Genomic DNA, 13,954 nt, shown 5'->3' with positions numbered 1-13,954 from the left:
AGAAAATAATCACCATATTTGTTTTTGCTAGCGTATTTTTCAACAAAGCTTAAAAGATTCTCGGCTCGAATCACTTGCTAATGTAATTGACATTTCTAACGTTGGACTAATTTAACATTGAAAGTACTATTAACGTTGTTTTCGAAGCGTTGAACTCCATAAAATGAATAGTCGTAATCTATCCATCCCTCTACCATCTTTAATACACCGAATTGGTGGTGATAATGCTAAGCGGGCTAAAGCAATTGCGGTGGAAAAGAAGTGCGAACTGAAGCGCATCCGACGTTCACGTAATTGGCAAATTACTGGTGAGGCTTTGGATTTGAAAGCGTTTCTCGATTACATTAGGGCCGAAGAAGCTGAGCCGATGCGATTTATGATCAGCAAAATAGAAGTTGGTCTCACCAAACACAGCGATAAGCTCGAACCTTTGGAAGCCAAGCTCGTTAGATTGGTATCAGAAAACCCAAATATTACTTTGGCAGAGTTGATGTCAGAAACAAACTGTACCATCGCGCAAGCGCGAACGGCGCGCTTTGAGGCAGAGATGCTTTGAAAGAGCACATTGAACACGTTTACGGTGCTGGTAGTCATTTATCTTGGCTTAATTAGTGAGGAAATCCGTTATTGTGATCAGCAGTAGTGCATTGTTGCTCACGAACTTATAAAGTCATACCTGTTTAAGCAATTATGTGAATATTTTAGAAATATCAATAGCTTTAGAGGATGAGATAGAGTGATGAGGAAGTTGGTATTAGCTATGTTGCTTGTGTTGCCGTTACATGTAATGGCTTCAGAAGAAACCAAACTAGAAAAACTCAGTGAACTGCTAGAGATTATGGACATGGATGCGATTGTTGAAACAATTCATGCCCAGGTGAATGAGGTCACTATTCAAGCCTCCAAAGAGCTCAACGTCTCAGAGTCGAAGCAAGCCATCATTGAGCAGTACTACCAAGATGTTAACCAGATGCTTAGAGAGGAAGTGAGTTGGGCTAAACTTAAGCCTATGACAATGGATGTCTACATGAGACAGTTCACTGAAGCTGAGATTTCAGCGATGCTTGCTTTCTATCAAACGGACGAAGGTCAGAGTATTTTGAAGAAGATGCCTCAAGTGACCCAAGAGTCGATGATTTTAAGCCAAACTATGATGCAGAATTTAGCACCAAGGCTTCAAGCAAGAATTAAGCAACTTCATGCTGATATTGAAGAGCAGTAAAGACACTGTTTTTAGATTTACATTCATCTTGGGAAGAAAAAAGGCCGCTTAGACAGCGGCCTTTCTTATTATAAATTGAGGTACTCTTACCACATCAGATCGTCTGGTACGACGAAATCTGCGTACGGGTCATCTTCTGCAGGGATGTCCGCTTCTGGTTCTTTCTGTTCGATGATCACTGATTCATCACGTTGAGCAATCTTGTTTGCTACACCACGCGGGATAACAACGTAGCTTTCACCAACAATCGCGATTGCCAAGATGCCTTTGATCAGCTGTTCGCGGATCTCTGACTCAACGTACAGAGATTTCACAAGTGTACCGTGTGTGAAGTTGTATTTGATGTCGCCATCTTTCAAATTAACCTTGTTCATTTCAATCAGTTGGTTGATTTGTGCTTTGATTTCTTTGTTCAAGCGCTCTGCGTTTTGTTGCTCGCTCAATTGCTTGTCACGCTCTAACTGCTGACGTTTGTTCTCTTCAACCGCCGCTTTTACTTCGCGAGCTTGAACGCGTGATTTTTTAGAGCCTTTTTTCGCTTTCTTCAGTTTTTTCTCGTTAACCAAGCCTGCTTTAAGCATCTGCTCTTGAAGGGTAAGTTTTGCCATGATCTATCCAGTTAGTGCGCAATTTTGTGCATTTTAACCAGTCATCCGCCGCAAAGAAAGAGGGATATACTCAAGTGACTTCAAGGTGCAGGATTCAGAGCGTTGTCACTGATTCAAGTTCGAGGAAAACAACGAAGCGGAATAGTTAGCTCTTTCCAAGTTGTTTGACGAAGAAATTGCTTCAGTGACACGCTCCCGAAGGGCGAGTTGTCTTGGTTAGTATGCTTCGTTAACAATTATTGATTTAGAATCACTAGATCTTCAAATTGTTGCCTCGCCTTCAAACCAAGTCATTCTCGCTGAACCAAGCACCTCGAGGTTACTTGAGTATAAGCATACGGCGGGATATGACTCGGCGCTTTGTTGAGCAAAAAAACGAAAAATAAATCGAGAAAGTGTGCGTCTTATTGCAACTTCCAGCGTCTTAAGTACATTAGGCGAAAAATTTTTGAAGCAAAAACCATGAGTACCTCAGACAAACAAACCATCCCACAACAAGTGATTGAAGAAGCTTGTGAGTGGGCAATCATGCACGGCGTGGCATTTCGTCAAGCAGATAACACCGCAAGACACTGTCCTTTTAGCTTTGCGCCAATGACGATAGAGCGTGATGTGTTCGCACATTTGAAGAAAGTGACGCCGTTGATCGCCAAGCTGATCAGTCATGTGTCTGAGGATTATGAATTCCTGCAAACCTCCCTAGCCGAGCTAGGCAAAGCCGATACTTTCTTTGAGCGTTTATTGGAACTGCATAAAGAGGTTCACCATGAAGCAGCACGCCAACCGCTGCTGTTAATGCGAACCGACTTTATGGATGATCGTCAACACGGTGCGAAAGTCATCGAGTTTAATGGCATTGCGGCTGGGATGGCGCCTTTTGGTCAGCGAGCAACAGAGCTACATCAATTCTTAAGCTCACAATGGGGCAGCATCTATCAACAATGGTTGGAAGATAAAACGGCAACACCAGCCGATAACCAAGGCATGCAGCAACTTGCGCTTGGCATTGCCACTGCCGCGAGAAAAGTCAAAGCGCATTTTAATGAAGAAGGCGCACCGACGTTTCTGATGGTGGTGCAGAAAAACGAAGACAACGTGTATGACCAACACTTGCTCGAAGTGGAATTGCAGAAGCTTGGCGTTCGCACGGTAAGGCGTACCTTTGAGCAGTTAAGTTCACAGCTATCGAGCGGTGACGAACAACGCCTTTTGCTAGAAAACATCGGTGGTCTTGACGTTGTGTACTTACGTGCTGGTTATCAATATATAGACTACTTCTCGCCAGAGCTAAATGAACCAATCTGTTGCCACACCTTGAGCCAGACTCGTTTGTTCATGGAAAAGCACTACGTGGCGATGAATGCGACCATCGCTCAACAGTTGGCGACTAGCAAATCGATGCAAATGTTGTTAACAATTATGCCAGCAAGTGAGTATCAGCGCTGGGGGCTCAATCTTGCAGAATCCGAGTTAGTCAAAAGTGTATTGGCAGAGATGAAGCCGATTAACATTGACACGATTAAATGGTTTGCTGCTTCTGGTAACAAAGACGAATGGGTATTGAAAAACCAAGGTGAGGGCGGTGGTCACTGTATCTTTGGTGACGATATAGCGAAACAGCTGAGTCGACTACCGCAAGAGCAATACAGTGCTTGGGCCTTGATGCAGCGTTTGTATCCTCATGAAAGAGAAATACCGACGATTGCAGTGCGTGATGCACAGCTGAGCGTGGTGACGGACCTTGTGAGTGAAATTGGTTTATTCACGGCGCACTATCAAGGTGAACCTGTAACGCAATTCGAAGGTTATGCGGGCTATTTGATTCGCAGTAAACCAGCCAGTGAAAATGAAGGTGGCATCCACAGTGGTAAAGGCATCTTAGATTCTTTAGTGCTGGTGGATTAAAAAGAAACACTCTCCATGAGTAAAACATGGAGAGTGTTTTTATTTGTGGGTTAGTCGGTTACATGTGGCCCATACCGTGGAACATCCCCCGAACAGGGCTCCTAGAATACTAAAAATAATACCTAGGATGATCATCGCTGGGATTGAAGCGATAGCGAACTTAACCATAAAGATCACCATCGACATAAATGGCATCTTAATATCAACAACAGTCACTTCTTGTTTTGTAGTTTCATCAGACACGAGCGTTCTCCTAAATTTGCATTCTGAATATGCAGCCAGTTTATTATATTCAAACTTAAGAAAACGTTGAGCTGTGTTGCGCTTTTCCTTTTATGGGGCAGCAACTGATTAATCTGAGAAATACGGCACGCTATGAATCGCTATCACAAGCAGGTAAAGCCTCTCAACCAAGCGCTGGGTAATCTGTATAGCCGTGTTCATTACCACCAAAGAGTGTTGAGCCATCCAGTTCTGCCAGAGGTTGTTGGTGCTGTAAGCGCGCCACCAAATCTGGGTTAGACACAAACGGGCGTCCAAACGCGACTAAATCCGCATAACCTTTCTCAAGTACCTCATCAGCACGCTCTTGGGTGTAACTGCCCGCGACGATAATCGTGTTGGTGAAGTATTCGCGCAGTTCGATGCGGAAGCTTTCTGGAATCACTGGTGCGTCGTCCCAATCCGCTTCAGACAGGTGCAAGTACGCAATATCACGAGCTTGAAGTTGTTTCGATGCATCAAGGATGGTTGGCACAATGTCTGGGCAGTTCATGTCCTTGAAAGTGATGAAAGGTGCGAGTCGTACTCCCACTTTGTTGGCACCAATGGCTTCGCTCACTGCATCGACCACTTCTAACAAAAAGCGAAGTCGGTTTTCGCGAGTGCCGCCGTAATTATCGGTTCTGTGGTTTGAATTGGTACGCAGGAACTGGTCAATCAGGTAGCCATTACCGCCGTGGATTTCTACTCCATTGAAGCCTGCTTCAATCGCACGTTTCGCGGCATAGGCAAAATCACTCACAACGCGGTCAATATCGGCTTGAGTCATGGCTCGGGGCTCTACACAATCGACCATGTTGCCATTGCCTTGTTGGTCGGCAATCCACACTTGGGTTTCTACTGGCTTTAGTGCCGATGGAGCAATAGGCTGTTCGCCTTTTTGGAATGTTGGGTGTGATACGCGACCAACGTGCCATAACTGACAAAACATCGCTGCGCCTTGCTCTTTTGCTGCTTGAGTGACGGTTTTCCAGCCTGCCACTTGCTCATCAGTGTAGACGCCTGGTGTGAATGAGTAACCCTGCGAATCGTCTGAGATCTGGGTGGCTTCAGAGATGATTAAGCCTGCGGTAGCACGCTGCTTGTAATAAGTAGCCATCATTTGGTTTGGAATGTTTCCCGGTTGGCTGGTGCGCGCTCGGGTCATTGGAGCCATGGCTACGCGGTTTTGCAGAGTTAGTTGTTTCAGCTGTGCTGGTTCAAATAGCTTACTCATGATCGGTTCCTTACTTAAGTAGTGGTACTTGGGTTTTGTTGCTTACCGATTCCATCCAATCTTTCACGGTGTTGTCCCATTGGATTTCCGCGGCACTGAAGAACCCACGCAAAATAGAAAATAAGATCGCTTCGTCTACCAAAGTCACATGCTGGTAGGAATTGAGATTCAACACGCTTTTCGCACGTTCGATGAGCACTTCTACCTCTTTGGCAATGTTTGGTGTGTGTTGCAGAAGTGCGTCAAAATTGAGTGCTTCAGTTTCCTTTTTCGCGCGCCAAGCGAGCTGTGCAGACTGAGTGGCAAACTCTGGTAAATCCATGTTTGACCAACGTGGGTAACCCACTTTTTGCAGTGGAAGAAACGCAATTTTTTGCCAATCCAGCGCTTGTTGAGATGGTTGGTTTGTTTCGCTTGATGCTGCCAATTCAAGGAAGTAAGCGATGATATCTAGGCTTTCTGCCATCACTTCACCATTGTCTTTGATAAGAAGTGGTACTTGTTTGGTTCCAATCAGGTCTGTTGTGGTTTTGTCGTCGTCATAAGCAATATTGATGACGTCGAGTTGGATATTCAGCATGCCAGCAACATAGCGGACGCGAGCACTGAATGGGCAATGTTCGTAAATGTAGAGTTTCATAGTGTTTTCCTATCGATTCGTATTGGGTAGCCCCGCTTGTTCGGGAGGCGTTAAGTCAGGGCTACCAGTAGGGATGAAATTAGTTGTTGAAGCTTGGTGCTAAGTCGGTTTGTTTGCTTTCTTTGCGATTCGCCTTGGCGATGAATAGCAAACCAATCAGTGGAACAATGATGGCTGCGTAAGGGATCATGCCTGCGCCCATTTGGCTATCGAGCACCATGCCGCCTAAGAAACCGCCAAAGGCATTGGCTAAGTTGAACGCAGAGATGTTTGCCGTCGCTGCTAATTCCTGACCTTCACCACCGTGGTTCATTACTCGAAGCTGCATTGCTGGCACGTTAGCGAATGACGCAATACCAAATACAAAGGCGGTGGCAATAAACAGAACTTTGCTGTCGACAGTTAGGCCGACCAGTACCAGTGATACAATCATCGCGATAGCCCAGAACATGGACGCTTTTTGTAGGTTTTTATCTGATGAACGACCACCCATGGTGTTGCCGACAATCAGACCGACACCAACGATAACCAAAATCCAAGTCACGGCACTTTCACCAAAGCCAGTGATGTGCATGGCGATAGGGGCGATGTAGCCATACAAAGTCATAAACCCCGACCAAGCAAATACGGTGATCGCAAGGCTGATAAGTAGCATTGGGTTTTTGAACGCAGCCAATTGCGCTTTGACATCTTTTGCTTCGCCATGACCAGTCGATTTGATCACTGAAGTGATGAAGAACAGAGCCACTAAACCAAAAGCGGCAACAGTTAGGAAAGTGGTGTGCCAGCCGAATTGCAAGCCAATCCAAGTACCGCCAGGCACACCTAAAACGTTAGCCAGTGTTAGGCCTGCGAACATCTGTCCGACCGCACGGCCTGCCATTTTTTCTGAAACCAAATTGGTCGCCACCACAGCACCGATACCGTAGAAAGGACCTTGAACCAAGCCCGTGATCACTCGGCTGACCATCAACACAAAGTAGTTCGGTGCGAAAGCGGACATTACGTTGCCGAGAATAAACAGCACCATTAGCCCAGCCAGTACGGCTTTCTTGTTAAAGCGTGCTAAGTAAATCGTAAGTAGCGGGCCGCCAAACACAATGGCAAGCGCGTAGGCACTGATTAGGTAACCCGCTTGCCCTTCCGTAATGGACAAAGAGTTGGCGACTTGAGGAAGGATTCCTGCAATAACAAATTCCGCGGTACCGATGGCAAAAGCTGCAAGCGTTAGGATCCATACCTGCAGCGGCATTTTTTCTTTATTCATGGGGGAGTCTCTTTTTTTATTTCGTTTGAACCCATTAGTGCCATGCTTTTTTATTGCTCTGGCACCTTGTTTTTATTTGCGGTTAGCTAAGCGGGTGTTGTTAGCCAAGCAGTGCGCCACCATCAACATCAATCACGGCGCCGGTCATGTAGCTGTTTTCAATCAGAAGTAAGTAAGCTTTTGCAACGTCACCGGCTTCGCCTACTTTGCCTACGGGCAGGCTATTTTGTGTGCGTTTGAACATGGCTTTTCTGTCGTCTTCGCTCATGCCTTGATATGCCTCAGTTCTAGTCAAACCTGGGCTGACTGCATTCACTCGGATAGGAGCTAATTCTTTCGCCAGTACTTTTGTGGTCGCTTCAATGGCCGCGTTGATGGCAGTTTTGACGTAGGTGTTAGCAACAACTTTGCGCGATAACATGCCAGATGTTAGCGTGATTGAGCCGCCTTTCTTGATGTAGCGTGCGCCATGTTTCGCCGCATTGATTGCGCCCCAAAACTTGGTATCAAAAGCGTATTTTGCTTGGGAAACTTCCACGTCCATCACTTTGCCTGCCGGAGCATAAGAACCTGCTGTGACGATCAGGTGGTCAAAAGCACCAATGGTTTCGAAGTAGTGGTAAACCGACTGCTCATCGCTGATGTCTAACCCTGTTTTGCGGCTTGCTACGTGGACAACCGCATTGTCGCTTGCAAGTTGTTGGCTAAGTTCAGCACCAATACCTGATGTACCACCTAGTACGACGTAAACAGTTTTTTCTGTTTTCATGATTTGTTTCTCCAATCTTGTTTTGTTGGAGCCAGTATATTGATTGGAAGAAATTTGATAATTGGGTAATATTTGAATTGATTATTCAGCTCAGATGAATAATGAGGTTTCAGGAGGGGATGTGGACAAGTTTTCGGATATGACGCTGTTTGTCAGCATAGTGAAGAACCAAGGGCTGGCGGCGGCTGGTAGAGAGCTCGGTTTATCGCCAGCAACAGTAACGGCAAGATTGCAGTCGTTGGAAGACCGTTATGGGGTGAAATTACTTAATCGCAGTACAAGGCATATTTCACTGACGGACTCTGGTGCTATGTACCATCAGGCATGCTTGGAAATCATCGACAGCGTTAAAGAGACGGAGAACTTACTCCAAACTGGCACCAAAGAAGTGCGCGGCACACTTAAAATCTCGGCTCCTCGTGATATTGGTAAGCAATACATTTCGCCAATACTGTCGGAATTTAGTCAGCTCTATCCCGATGTGATCCCTTATCTGTATTTGAACGACAACTTATCCAACTTGGCGGAGTCCGGTTTGGACATCGTTATCCGATATGGGGAGCTAGCCGACAGCAACCTTATCTCTCGCAAACTGGCGTCCAGTCGCCGAGTGCTTTGCGCTTCTCCTCAGTATTTGGCAAAGAAAGGCACGCCGATCACGCCACAAGATTTAGCTCAGCACGATTGTCTAGCCATGGTTCGCAGCAATGAAGAGTTGAAAACATGGCACTTTCAAGATGAAGAGCAGCACAACGTTGTTACTGTCGTACCGAAGCGTTTTTCTGATGATGGTGAAGTGATTCGTCAATGGGCATTAGATGGGGCGGGGATTGCGTTGAAATCGATTCTCGATGTACAAGAAGACATCAAACAGCAGCGTTTAGTGACGGTGTTAAATGGCTATATGAAGAACTTCAACGCATCGACCTCTTCTGCAGGCGCGGATTTGAACGTGATTTACCTGAGCCGCCAGTATCAACCCAAGCGACTTCGTTTGTTTTTGGACTTCTTGATTGAGCGCTTCCATAGTCAGTTTCCTGAATAAGCAAGACTTAGACGGCAACCTGCAATTGAGGCCATGTGTTCAGCCAGTTTTTGGATTCTACCCGAGATTGAAACAGCGTTAATGTTCGCTTGGGATTGTAAGTAATCTGACTTTCAAACAAAGACTCAAACCCGAACGCTGAAATGCACTCTATCTGGTTCTTTTCGTTCAATCTGGCAGCGACCGCTGTCTCTTTTTCTGGCCAGTAACTCATCGCATCTAAGGTACTTTGGTATGGCTCATCACCATTCCTTAGGTGCATGTTTGCTTGATTGCGAACTTGCCAGTTGAGCTCTGGCATTAAGGCGTTTAGTTGAGTTTCGTATTCGAGGTTGGCCTGATCGTCGAACTCATTCGGAGCGAAATAAACCACATCAAGATCGTTTAATTGTGTCGAATTTTGCTTTTGATGAAGGTGATCCCAAACTAAGTTTCGAACAAAGCCAGCAGCAATGTAGCAATCTGGTAAATCTAGCGAGCAGACGCATTGCAATGCTTGAACGCGAATTGGATCCTTCGCCAATAACTGGACGAGTTTATCTTCAAACATTACTATTGCTTCCCAGGTGGCAGCTCAATGCCCAATTCTTCGCGTTTTCGCTTACTCAAGCCAAGTGCAACTAATCGATAAGATTCTGATAAATAGTACTTTAGCTCTTCGTCTAGGCGTCCGGAGGTTTCTGTTTGCTGAATCCACTTCATACCTCGGTTAGCGAAATAAGGGGCAGGAATATAGCCTTCATAATCACTTAAAAAATCGAAGTTTAAAGGGGAAGTCTTAAACGTAAATGCAGGCTGCTTGTCTTTACTCCAGCCACCAATAGCAAATACCTTTCCACCGACTTTCCAAACGTGCGCGTCGCCCCATTGAACTACATGGGAAGTGGCAGCGAATGAGCCGCAGAATTGATTAAATTCATCGTATGTCATCGTTACACCTCGTTCATTTTCAACTTAAACTCTGCGCCAGTTTCGTTATTCTTTCGATCAAAGCTAAGTGAGATTCCGAGGTCTCTCGTCGGTGACGATAAATTCCTACCGTTCCCGGTTTCGCTTTTTTTTCCATAGTTAGTTTCTGCAAACCGAACGACTCCAAATAATCACTCAGATGGCTGGTATAGGACATTACAGCAACGCTGTCTTTAAGGGTATCAATGCTGGCAAGTAATGAGTCAATTTCGTACGTCGGTCTATCATCCAGTTGCTGGCGTTCTCTTTCATTTTGCTTTGGAATGGGATTATCAATGACGTGATTGAACTTTTTTGCGTCATAAGTTACTGAGAGCGCGGGGTATTCATGCAGCATTCGCTCTGTGACGACTTGACTGAGAAGAGGGTGGCTTGGTGAAACAAAGAAGTCATCAGCGGTTTGAAACAAAGGGATAAACGTGACATCACATTTTTCTGATAGGCCAACGATCTCATGGCCAATAAAGAATTCGATTTGCTCGTTGATTAACGAATCCATCAAAGCGAGGTGATTACCAAACTCTACGTGAGTAGATGCGGAGGGAGATTGAGCAAGGTGCTCGTCGAGTGCGCGTTTGGCAAACAAAGGCCACCATGCATCGCCCGTTCCCATTTTAATTTTGCCTACTTGGTATTGTTTTCGTTCACCAATGCTTTGCATCATCTGGTTGTACTCGTGCTGCATTGCATTGCTATGACGATAGAGGATGCGCCCATACTCGGTTAGCTCCATACCGTTTGCGTGTCGTTCAAATAACATGACACCAAGGTTGTCTTCTAGCTTTTTCAAGTTGTGGGTGACTGTAGGTTGGCTTAACCCTGCTAACCTTGCAGCTGCACTGATGCTTTTGCAGCGAGCTACAAGTAAAAACTGCTGAAGTGATTTATCCATACGTGTTACCCATAGTTTAAGTGGGAGTATTTTGCACAATAATATTTATAAATCACAAATTTAAAACCTCATTTATTCGAAGATAAATGCCTTTCGTAGATCTCAGTCACGTTCGGTTTAGTGGGTATAGATGTTATCTATATCTGTTTACGGTTCGCCTATTTTTCGTTGAACCAATGGTTTCTTAGACTATCGCCCAAAATAACAATCTAAGGGATAACTATGAAACCAAGTATTATTGCGCTTGCTGTCGCGTCATGTATCGGTTTATCGGGCTGCGGTTCCGATTCAGATAGTCCGGAAGTAGTGGACAAACCAATTATTTCTGCTGATCTGTACTTACGTGGCTTAAACGGCGATTGGGGAACCGCCGAACACGCCAAGCTTAACTATTTAGGCAACAATGAATATGAGACGGTTCTGCGCGTCGCTCGTGGTAGTAACCAATTCAAGATTGCAGATCCGGGTTGGCAAATTGAATACACACACTTTTCAGATCCTGCTGTATTTGACCAGCCTCAAGACTATCTGCCTAAGCCAGAGACGAATGAAGCGTGCATGAACAATGACTGTAACTCGGAAATTACGTTTGCTGATAAAGGGTACTACAAGTTCTCAGTGAACTTTGCCAGTGAAAGTAGCGCAACGATGACGGTCACCAAAGCGACGCAGGCCGAAGCCGAGAAGTACTATTCTGATGCCATTATTGATCCAGCCATGGTGCACGAAGGTCACCAAGTAAAAGAAGTCAAACTCTTCGCTAATTACGACGGTAGTAATGAAACGGTGACTTTCTCAGTCAACGACCCAAAAGCGGCCCAACGTGAGTTTGGTATATCAACGACAACTGAGTTACGAGATGCTCTCGATCAAGGTATGGTGATTACCGAGCAGGATGGCCCACGAGTTGTGTCTGGTGACACTGCGTTTGACGCGTTGTTTGCACTAACTCTTAAAGAACTCGATCAACTCGCTGTCTCTGAAATCAAAGATGGCAACTATAACTACAACAAACCAATTAAAGCAGAAGTGTTCGAAACAGGTGCTAAATGGCACTATGTTTGGACGCGTGATCTTGCCTATGCGGCTGATTTGTCTTTGGCGTTGATGAACCCTACTCGTGTTGAAAATGGTTTGGAATTCAAATTATCTGCGTTCCGTGATTCAACCGATAAACAATATGACGGTGAGCAAATTGTTCAAGATACAGGGACAGGTGGTAGTTGGCCAATCAGTACTGACCGAACAACTTGGGCGTTGGGCGCAGAACGTTTGCTGTCTGCACTTGATGGGGAAGACTACAACCAATTTGCAGAGCGCGCCTACAATGCGGTTAGCAATACACTAGAAGCAGATCGATTAGCAGCGTTTGATCAAGACTCAGGTTTATACACTGGCGAACAGTCTTTCTTGGATTGGCGTGAACAGACATATTCTACTTGGACGCCAGATGATGTTAATGCGATTGGTAGTAGCAAGGCGCTATCAACAAACGTTGTTCACTATCGAGCAATGCGCTTAGCAGCAAAGTTGGCAGAGCAGTTTGACTCTAAAAACGCCGTCAAATATACCGATTGGGCGAATCAGTTGAAGCAATCAATCAATACGCACTTTTGGAATGAGAATCGCGGTATGTACGTCAGCTACCTGTTTGACAACGGACAGGATATTGCGGTCGATAAATATGACATGCTAGGTGAATCGCTTGCAATTATAAGTGGCATTGCCAGTGATGCTCAGGCGAAACAAATTATGGAAAACTATCCTCATAGTGAGTTTGGTGTGCCAGTTTATTTCCCTCAACAGCCAGGTGTTCCTGTTTATCACAACCGCGCGATTTGGCCATTTGTCACCGCATATAGCTTACGCGCTGCACATCATACTCAAAACGTGGCAGCGGCTAACAATGCGATTCAGTCCCTAGTTCGCGGTACTGCAACGAACCTGTCAAATATGGAAAACTTGGAGTGGTTGTCTGGTAAATCGTTCATTATTCACAGTGACCATGGTGCAGATGCTTCTCTTGATGGCCCAGTAATTAACTCCCAGCGCCAGCTATGGTCGGTAGGTGGTTACCTCAATATGGTGGTCGAAACTATTTTTGGTATTCACACTGAAACAGGGCAATTGGAAGTTAAACCGTTCATTACAGGATGGGTTCGCAATCAACTTTTTGCTCAATCAGATCAGATTACATTGGAGAACTTCAGCTTCAAGGGTAAAAGCTACTCTGTGACGATTCACCTGCCAGAAGTACAAGGTGAGTCAAACGGTTACTATCCAGTGGAAGAGGTGACGGTTGATGATAATGGTCACTACCAAGTCACCTTGGGTAGTCTTGTTGCTGACGACAGCAGTATAAAAGTGGTGGATGGTGTTAAACCTTACACAACAGAAAGCGCAAAAGTATTTTCTCCAAAAGAGCCTAAGCTCGATGTCGCTCGCGCTAACAATAATGTGACGATTGGTGTAACTAGTGACTACAACATTAACTTGTACCGCAATGGTCAACTGATCCAAAGCAATGTTAACGGAAAAGAATACAGCGATACCTTAAGCGGCTTTGCGTGTTATTTGGCTGAAAGTATTAATGAACAAGGATTCCGTTCTAACCCAAGTGAACCTGTTTGTGTTGGGGAAGATATCCGCGTCAAGCTCGAGGGTGAGTACCAACCGCTAAAAGACGATGTATCGGTAGTCACTGTGAGCAAAGATAGTGGTGATGTAAATGGTCTGAGTGCTTTCTCCGTCCCTACTAGCGGGCGATACCAGTTGGCGGCGTGGTATAACAATAACCTAGGCCAACTAAATACCGGTATTACTAACGCAGTGAAAGAGCTCGAAGTTCTCGACGAATCTGGTCAGTCAGTTGGTAAAGGTTATATTCAAATGGGCCATATTGGTGAGAACAAAGGTATGCGTTACTCAACACCGATTGAAGTCTCTCTAGAACAAGGCAAATCATACCGACTGGTTCTCAAAGATCATTTCAATATGAGTTACTTGAAATCTAATGAAACCTACATTTACTCAGGTGGCGTAGATGGCGAGATGAATGAAGCGCAGATTGCTGATATCCGCATAGCACCGCTTCAATAACGTGAATTGAAGTTCTAAGAAAAAGCCGCTGATTTATCCA

General features: G+C 45.2%; 13 protein-coding genes and 1 pseudogene. 5 read left to right on the top strand and 9 right to left on the bottom strand.

The window, feature by feature from the left end; translation table 11 throughout:
- The first annotated feature begins 163 nt into the window (after window positions 1-163).
- Entirely contained in the window at window positions 164-556 is a 393-nt protein-coding gene (locus B853_RS24910) for a ribosome recycling factor family protein (RefSeq protein WP_038886485.1), read from the top strand.
- Between the two features lie 183 nt (window positions 557-739).
- Window positions 740-1,222, top strand: coding sequence for a DUF2059 domain-containing protein (locus tag B853_RS26640; RefSeq protein ID WP_029561145.1), 483 nt, complete (start codon window positions 740-742; stop codon window positions 1,220-1,222).
- An 86-nt stretch (window positions 1,223-1,308) separates the two neighbouring features.
- Here B853_RS26640 and B853_RS24900 read toward each other — a convergent pair whose 3' ends face one another.
- A complete protein-coding gene (locus B853_RS24900; RefSeq protein ID WP_038886483.1) occupies window positions 1,309-1,830 on the bottom strand; it encodes a DUF2058 domain-containing protein in 522 nt (173 codons plus the stop codon).
- Between the two features lie 462 nt (window positions 1,831-2,292).
- Between B853_RS24900 and B853_RS24895 the strand changes: the two genes are divergently transcribed.
- Window positions 2,293-3,735, top strand: coding sequence for a glutathione synthase (locus B853_RS24895; protein WP_038886480.1), 1,443 nt, complete (start codon window positions 2,293-2,295; stop codon window positions 3,733-3,735).
- A gap of 58 nt (window positions 3,736-3,793) precedes the next feature.
- Here B853_RS24895 and B853_RS24890 read toward each other — a convergent pair.
- The 5 genes and pseudogenes from B853_RS24890 to B853_RS24870 form a co-directional block, all read right to left on the bottom strand.
- Window positions 3,794-3,978 (bottom strand): annotated as a pseudogene (locus B853_RS24890) (hypothetical protein).
- 163 nt (window positions 3,979-4,141) lie between these two features.
- A complete protein-coding gene (locus B853_RS24885) occupies window positions 4,142-5,233 on the bottom strand; it encodes an alkene reductase (RefSeq protein ID WP_038886478.1) in 1,092 nt (363 codons plus the stop codon).
- Between the two features lie 10 nt (window positions 5,234-5,243).
- The gene (locus B853_RS24880; RefSeq protein WP_038886477.1) at window positions 5,244-5,873 is read right to left on the bottom strand and encodes a GrxB family glutaredoxin; all 630 of its coding nucleotides are present in this window, start codon (window positions 5,871-5,873) and stop codon (window positions 5,244-5,246) included.
- Window positions 5,874-5,952: 79 nt separating this feature from the next.
- The gene (locus tag B853_RS24875; RefSeq protein WP_038886475.1) at window positions 5,953-7,140 is read right to left on the bottom strand and encodes an MFS transporter; all 1,188 of its coding nucleotides are present in this window, start codon (window positions 7,138-7,140) and stop codon (window positions 5,953-5,955) included.
- Between the two features lie 100 nt (window positions 7,141-7,240).
- A complete protein-coding gene (locus tag B853_RS24870; protein ID WP_038886472.1) occupies window positions 7,241-7,909 on the bottom strand; it encodes an SDR family oxidoreductase in 669 nt (222 codons plus the stop codon).
- Window positions 7,910-8,030: 121 nt separating this feature from the next.
- Here B853_RS24870 and B853_RS24865 point away from each other — a divergent pair, with 121 nt between their 5' ends.
- A complete protein-coding gene (locus B853_RS24865) occupies window positions 8,031-8,954 on the top strand; it encodes a LysR family transcriptional regulator (protein WP_009706305.1) in 924 nt (307 codons plus the stop codon).
- A gap of 7 nt (window positions 8,955-8,961) precedes the next feature.
- Here the strand turns inward: B853_RS24865 and B853_RS24860 are convergent, their stop codons facing one another.
- Genes B853_RS24860 through B853_RS24850 form a run of 3 tightly spaced genes read right to left on the bottom strand, consistent with a single transcriptional unit; the run spans window position 8,962 to window position 10,815 of the window.
- Window positions 8,962-9,504 carry a nucleotidyltransferase family protein gene (locus B853_RS24860; protein ID WP_038886469.1) on the bottom strand — a complete coding sequence of 181 codons (543 nt, stop codon included), beginning with the start codon at window positions 9,502-9,504 and terminating at the stop codon, window positions 8,962-8,964.
- Window positions 9,505-9,506: 2 nt separating this feature from the next.
- Window positions 9,507-9,884, bottom strand: a complete 378-nt coding sequence (locus B853_RS24855; protein WP_038886467.1) for an MmcQ/YjbR family DNA-binding protein — start codon at window positions 9,882-9,884, stop codon at window positions 9,507-9,509.
- Window positions 9,885-9,903: 19 nt separating this feature from the next.
- Window positions 9,904-10,815 carry a LysR family transcriptional regulator gene (locus B853_RS24850; protein WP_010452915.1) on the bottom strand — a complete coding sequence of 304 codons (912 nt, stop codon included), beginning with the start codon at window positions 10,813-10,815 and terminating at the stop codon, window positions 9,904-9,906.
- Window positions 10,816-11,037: 222 nt separating this feature from the next.
- Here B853_RS24850 and B853_RS24845 point away from each other — a divergent pair, with 222 nt between their 5' ends.
- Window positions 11,038-13,914, top strand: a complete 2,877-nt coding sequence (locus tag B853_RS24845; protein ID WP_038886465.1) for an MGH1-like glycoside hydrolase domain-containing protein — start codon at window positions 11,038-11,040, stop codon at window positions 13,912-13,914.
- Window positions 13,915-13,954: the final 40 nt, after the last annotated feature.

The sequence above is a fragment of the Vibrio rotiferianus CAIM 577 = LMG 21460 genome, from assembly GCF_002741985.1.
In the GTDB taxonomy this organism is placed as follows: domain Bacteria; phylum Pseudomonadota; class Gammaproteobacteria; order Enterobacterales; family Vibrionaceae; genus Vibrio; species Vibrio rotiferianus.
Note: the sequence above shows the minus strand (reverse complement) of the source record. Positions and strands in the feature narration are given on the sequence as shown.

What these genes read in the sequence shown, in the direction of transcription:
- B853_RS24860 (WP_038886469.1), bottom strand. Translation starts at nt 9,504, where the DNA reads ATGTTTGAAGATAAACTCGTCCAGTTATTGGCGAAGGATCCAATTCGC.
- B853_RS24910 (WP_038886485.1), top strand. Translation starts at nt 164, where the DNA reads ATGAATAGTCGTAATCTATCCATCCCTCTACCATCTTTAATACACCGA.
- B853_RS26640 (WP_029561145.1), top strand. Translation starts at nt 740, where the DNA reads ATGAGGAAGTTGGTATTAGCTATGTTGCTTGTGTTGCCGTTACATGTA.
- B853_RS24880 (WP_038886477.1), bottom strand. Translation starts at nt 5,873, where the DNA reads ATGAAACTCTACATTTACGAACATTGCCCATTCAGTGCTCGCGTCCGC.
- B853_RS24870 (WP_038886472.1), bottom strand. Translation starts at nt 7,909, where the DNA reads ATGAAAACAGAAAAAACTGTTTACGTCGTACTAGGTGGTACATCAGGT.
- B853_RS24875 (WP_038886475.1), bottom strand. Translation starts at nt 7,140, where the DNA reads ATGAATAAAGAAAAAATGCCGCTGCAGGTATGGATCCTAACGCTTGCA.
- B853_RS24850 (WP_010452915.1), bottom strand. Translation starts at nt 10,815, where the DNA reads ATGGATAAATCACTTCAGCAGTTTTTACTTGTAGCTCGCTGCAAAAGC.
- B853_RS24885 (WP_038886478.1), bottom strand. Translation starts at nt 5,233, where the DNA reads ATGAGTAAGCTATTTGAACCAGCACAGCTGAAACAACTAACTCTGCAA.
- B853_RS24855 (WP_038886467.1), bottom strand. Translation starts at nt 9,884, where the DNA reads ATGACATACGATGAATTTAATCAATTCTGCGGCTCATTCGCTGCCACT.
- B853_RS24900 (WP_038886483.1), bottom strand. Translation starts at nt 1,830, where the DNA reads ATGGCAAAACTTACCCTTCAAGAGCAGATGCTTAAAGCAGGCTTGGTT.
- B853_RS24845 (WP_038886465.1), top strand. Translation starts at nt 11,038, where the DNA reads ATGAAACCAAGTATTATTGCGCTTGCTGTCGCGTCATGTATCGGTTTA.
- B853_RS24895 (WP_038886480.1), top strand. Translation starts at nt 2,293, where the DNA reads ATGAGTACCTCAGACAAACAAACCATCCCACAACAAGTGATTGAAGAA.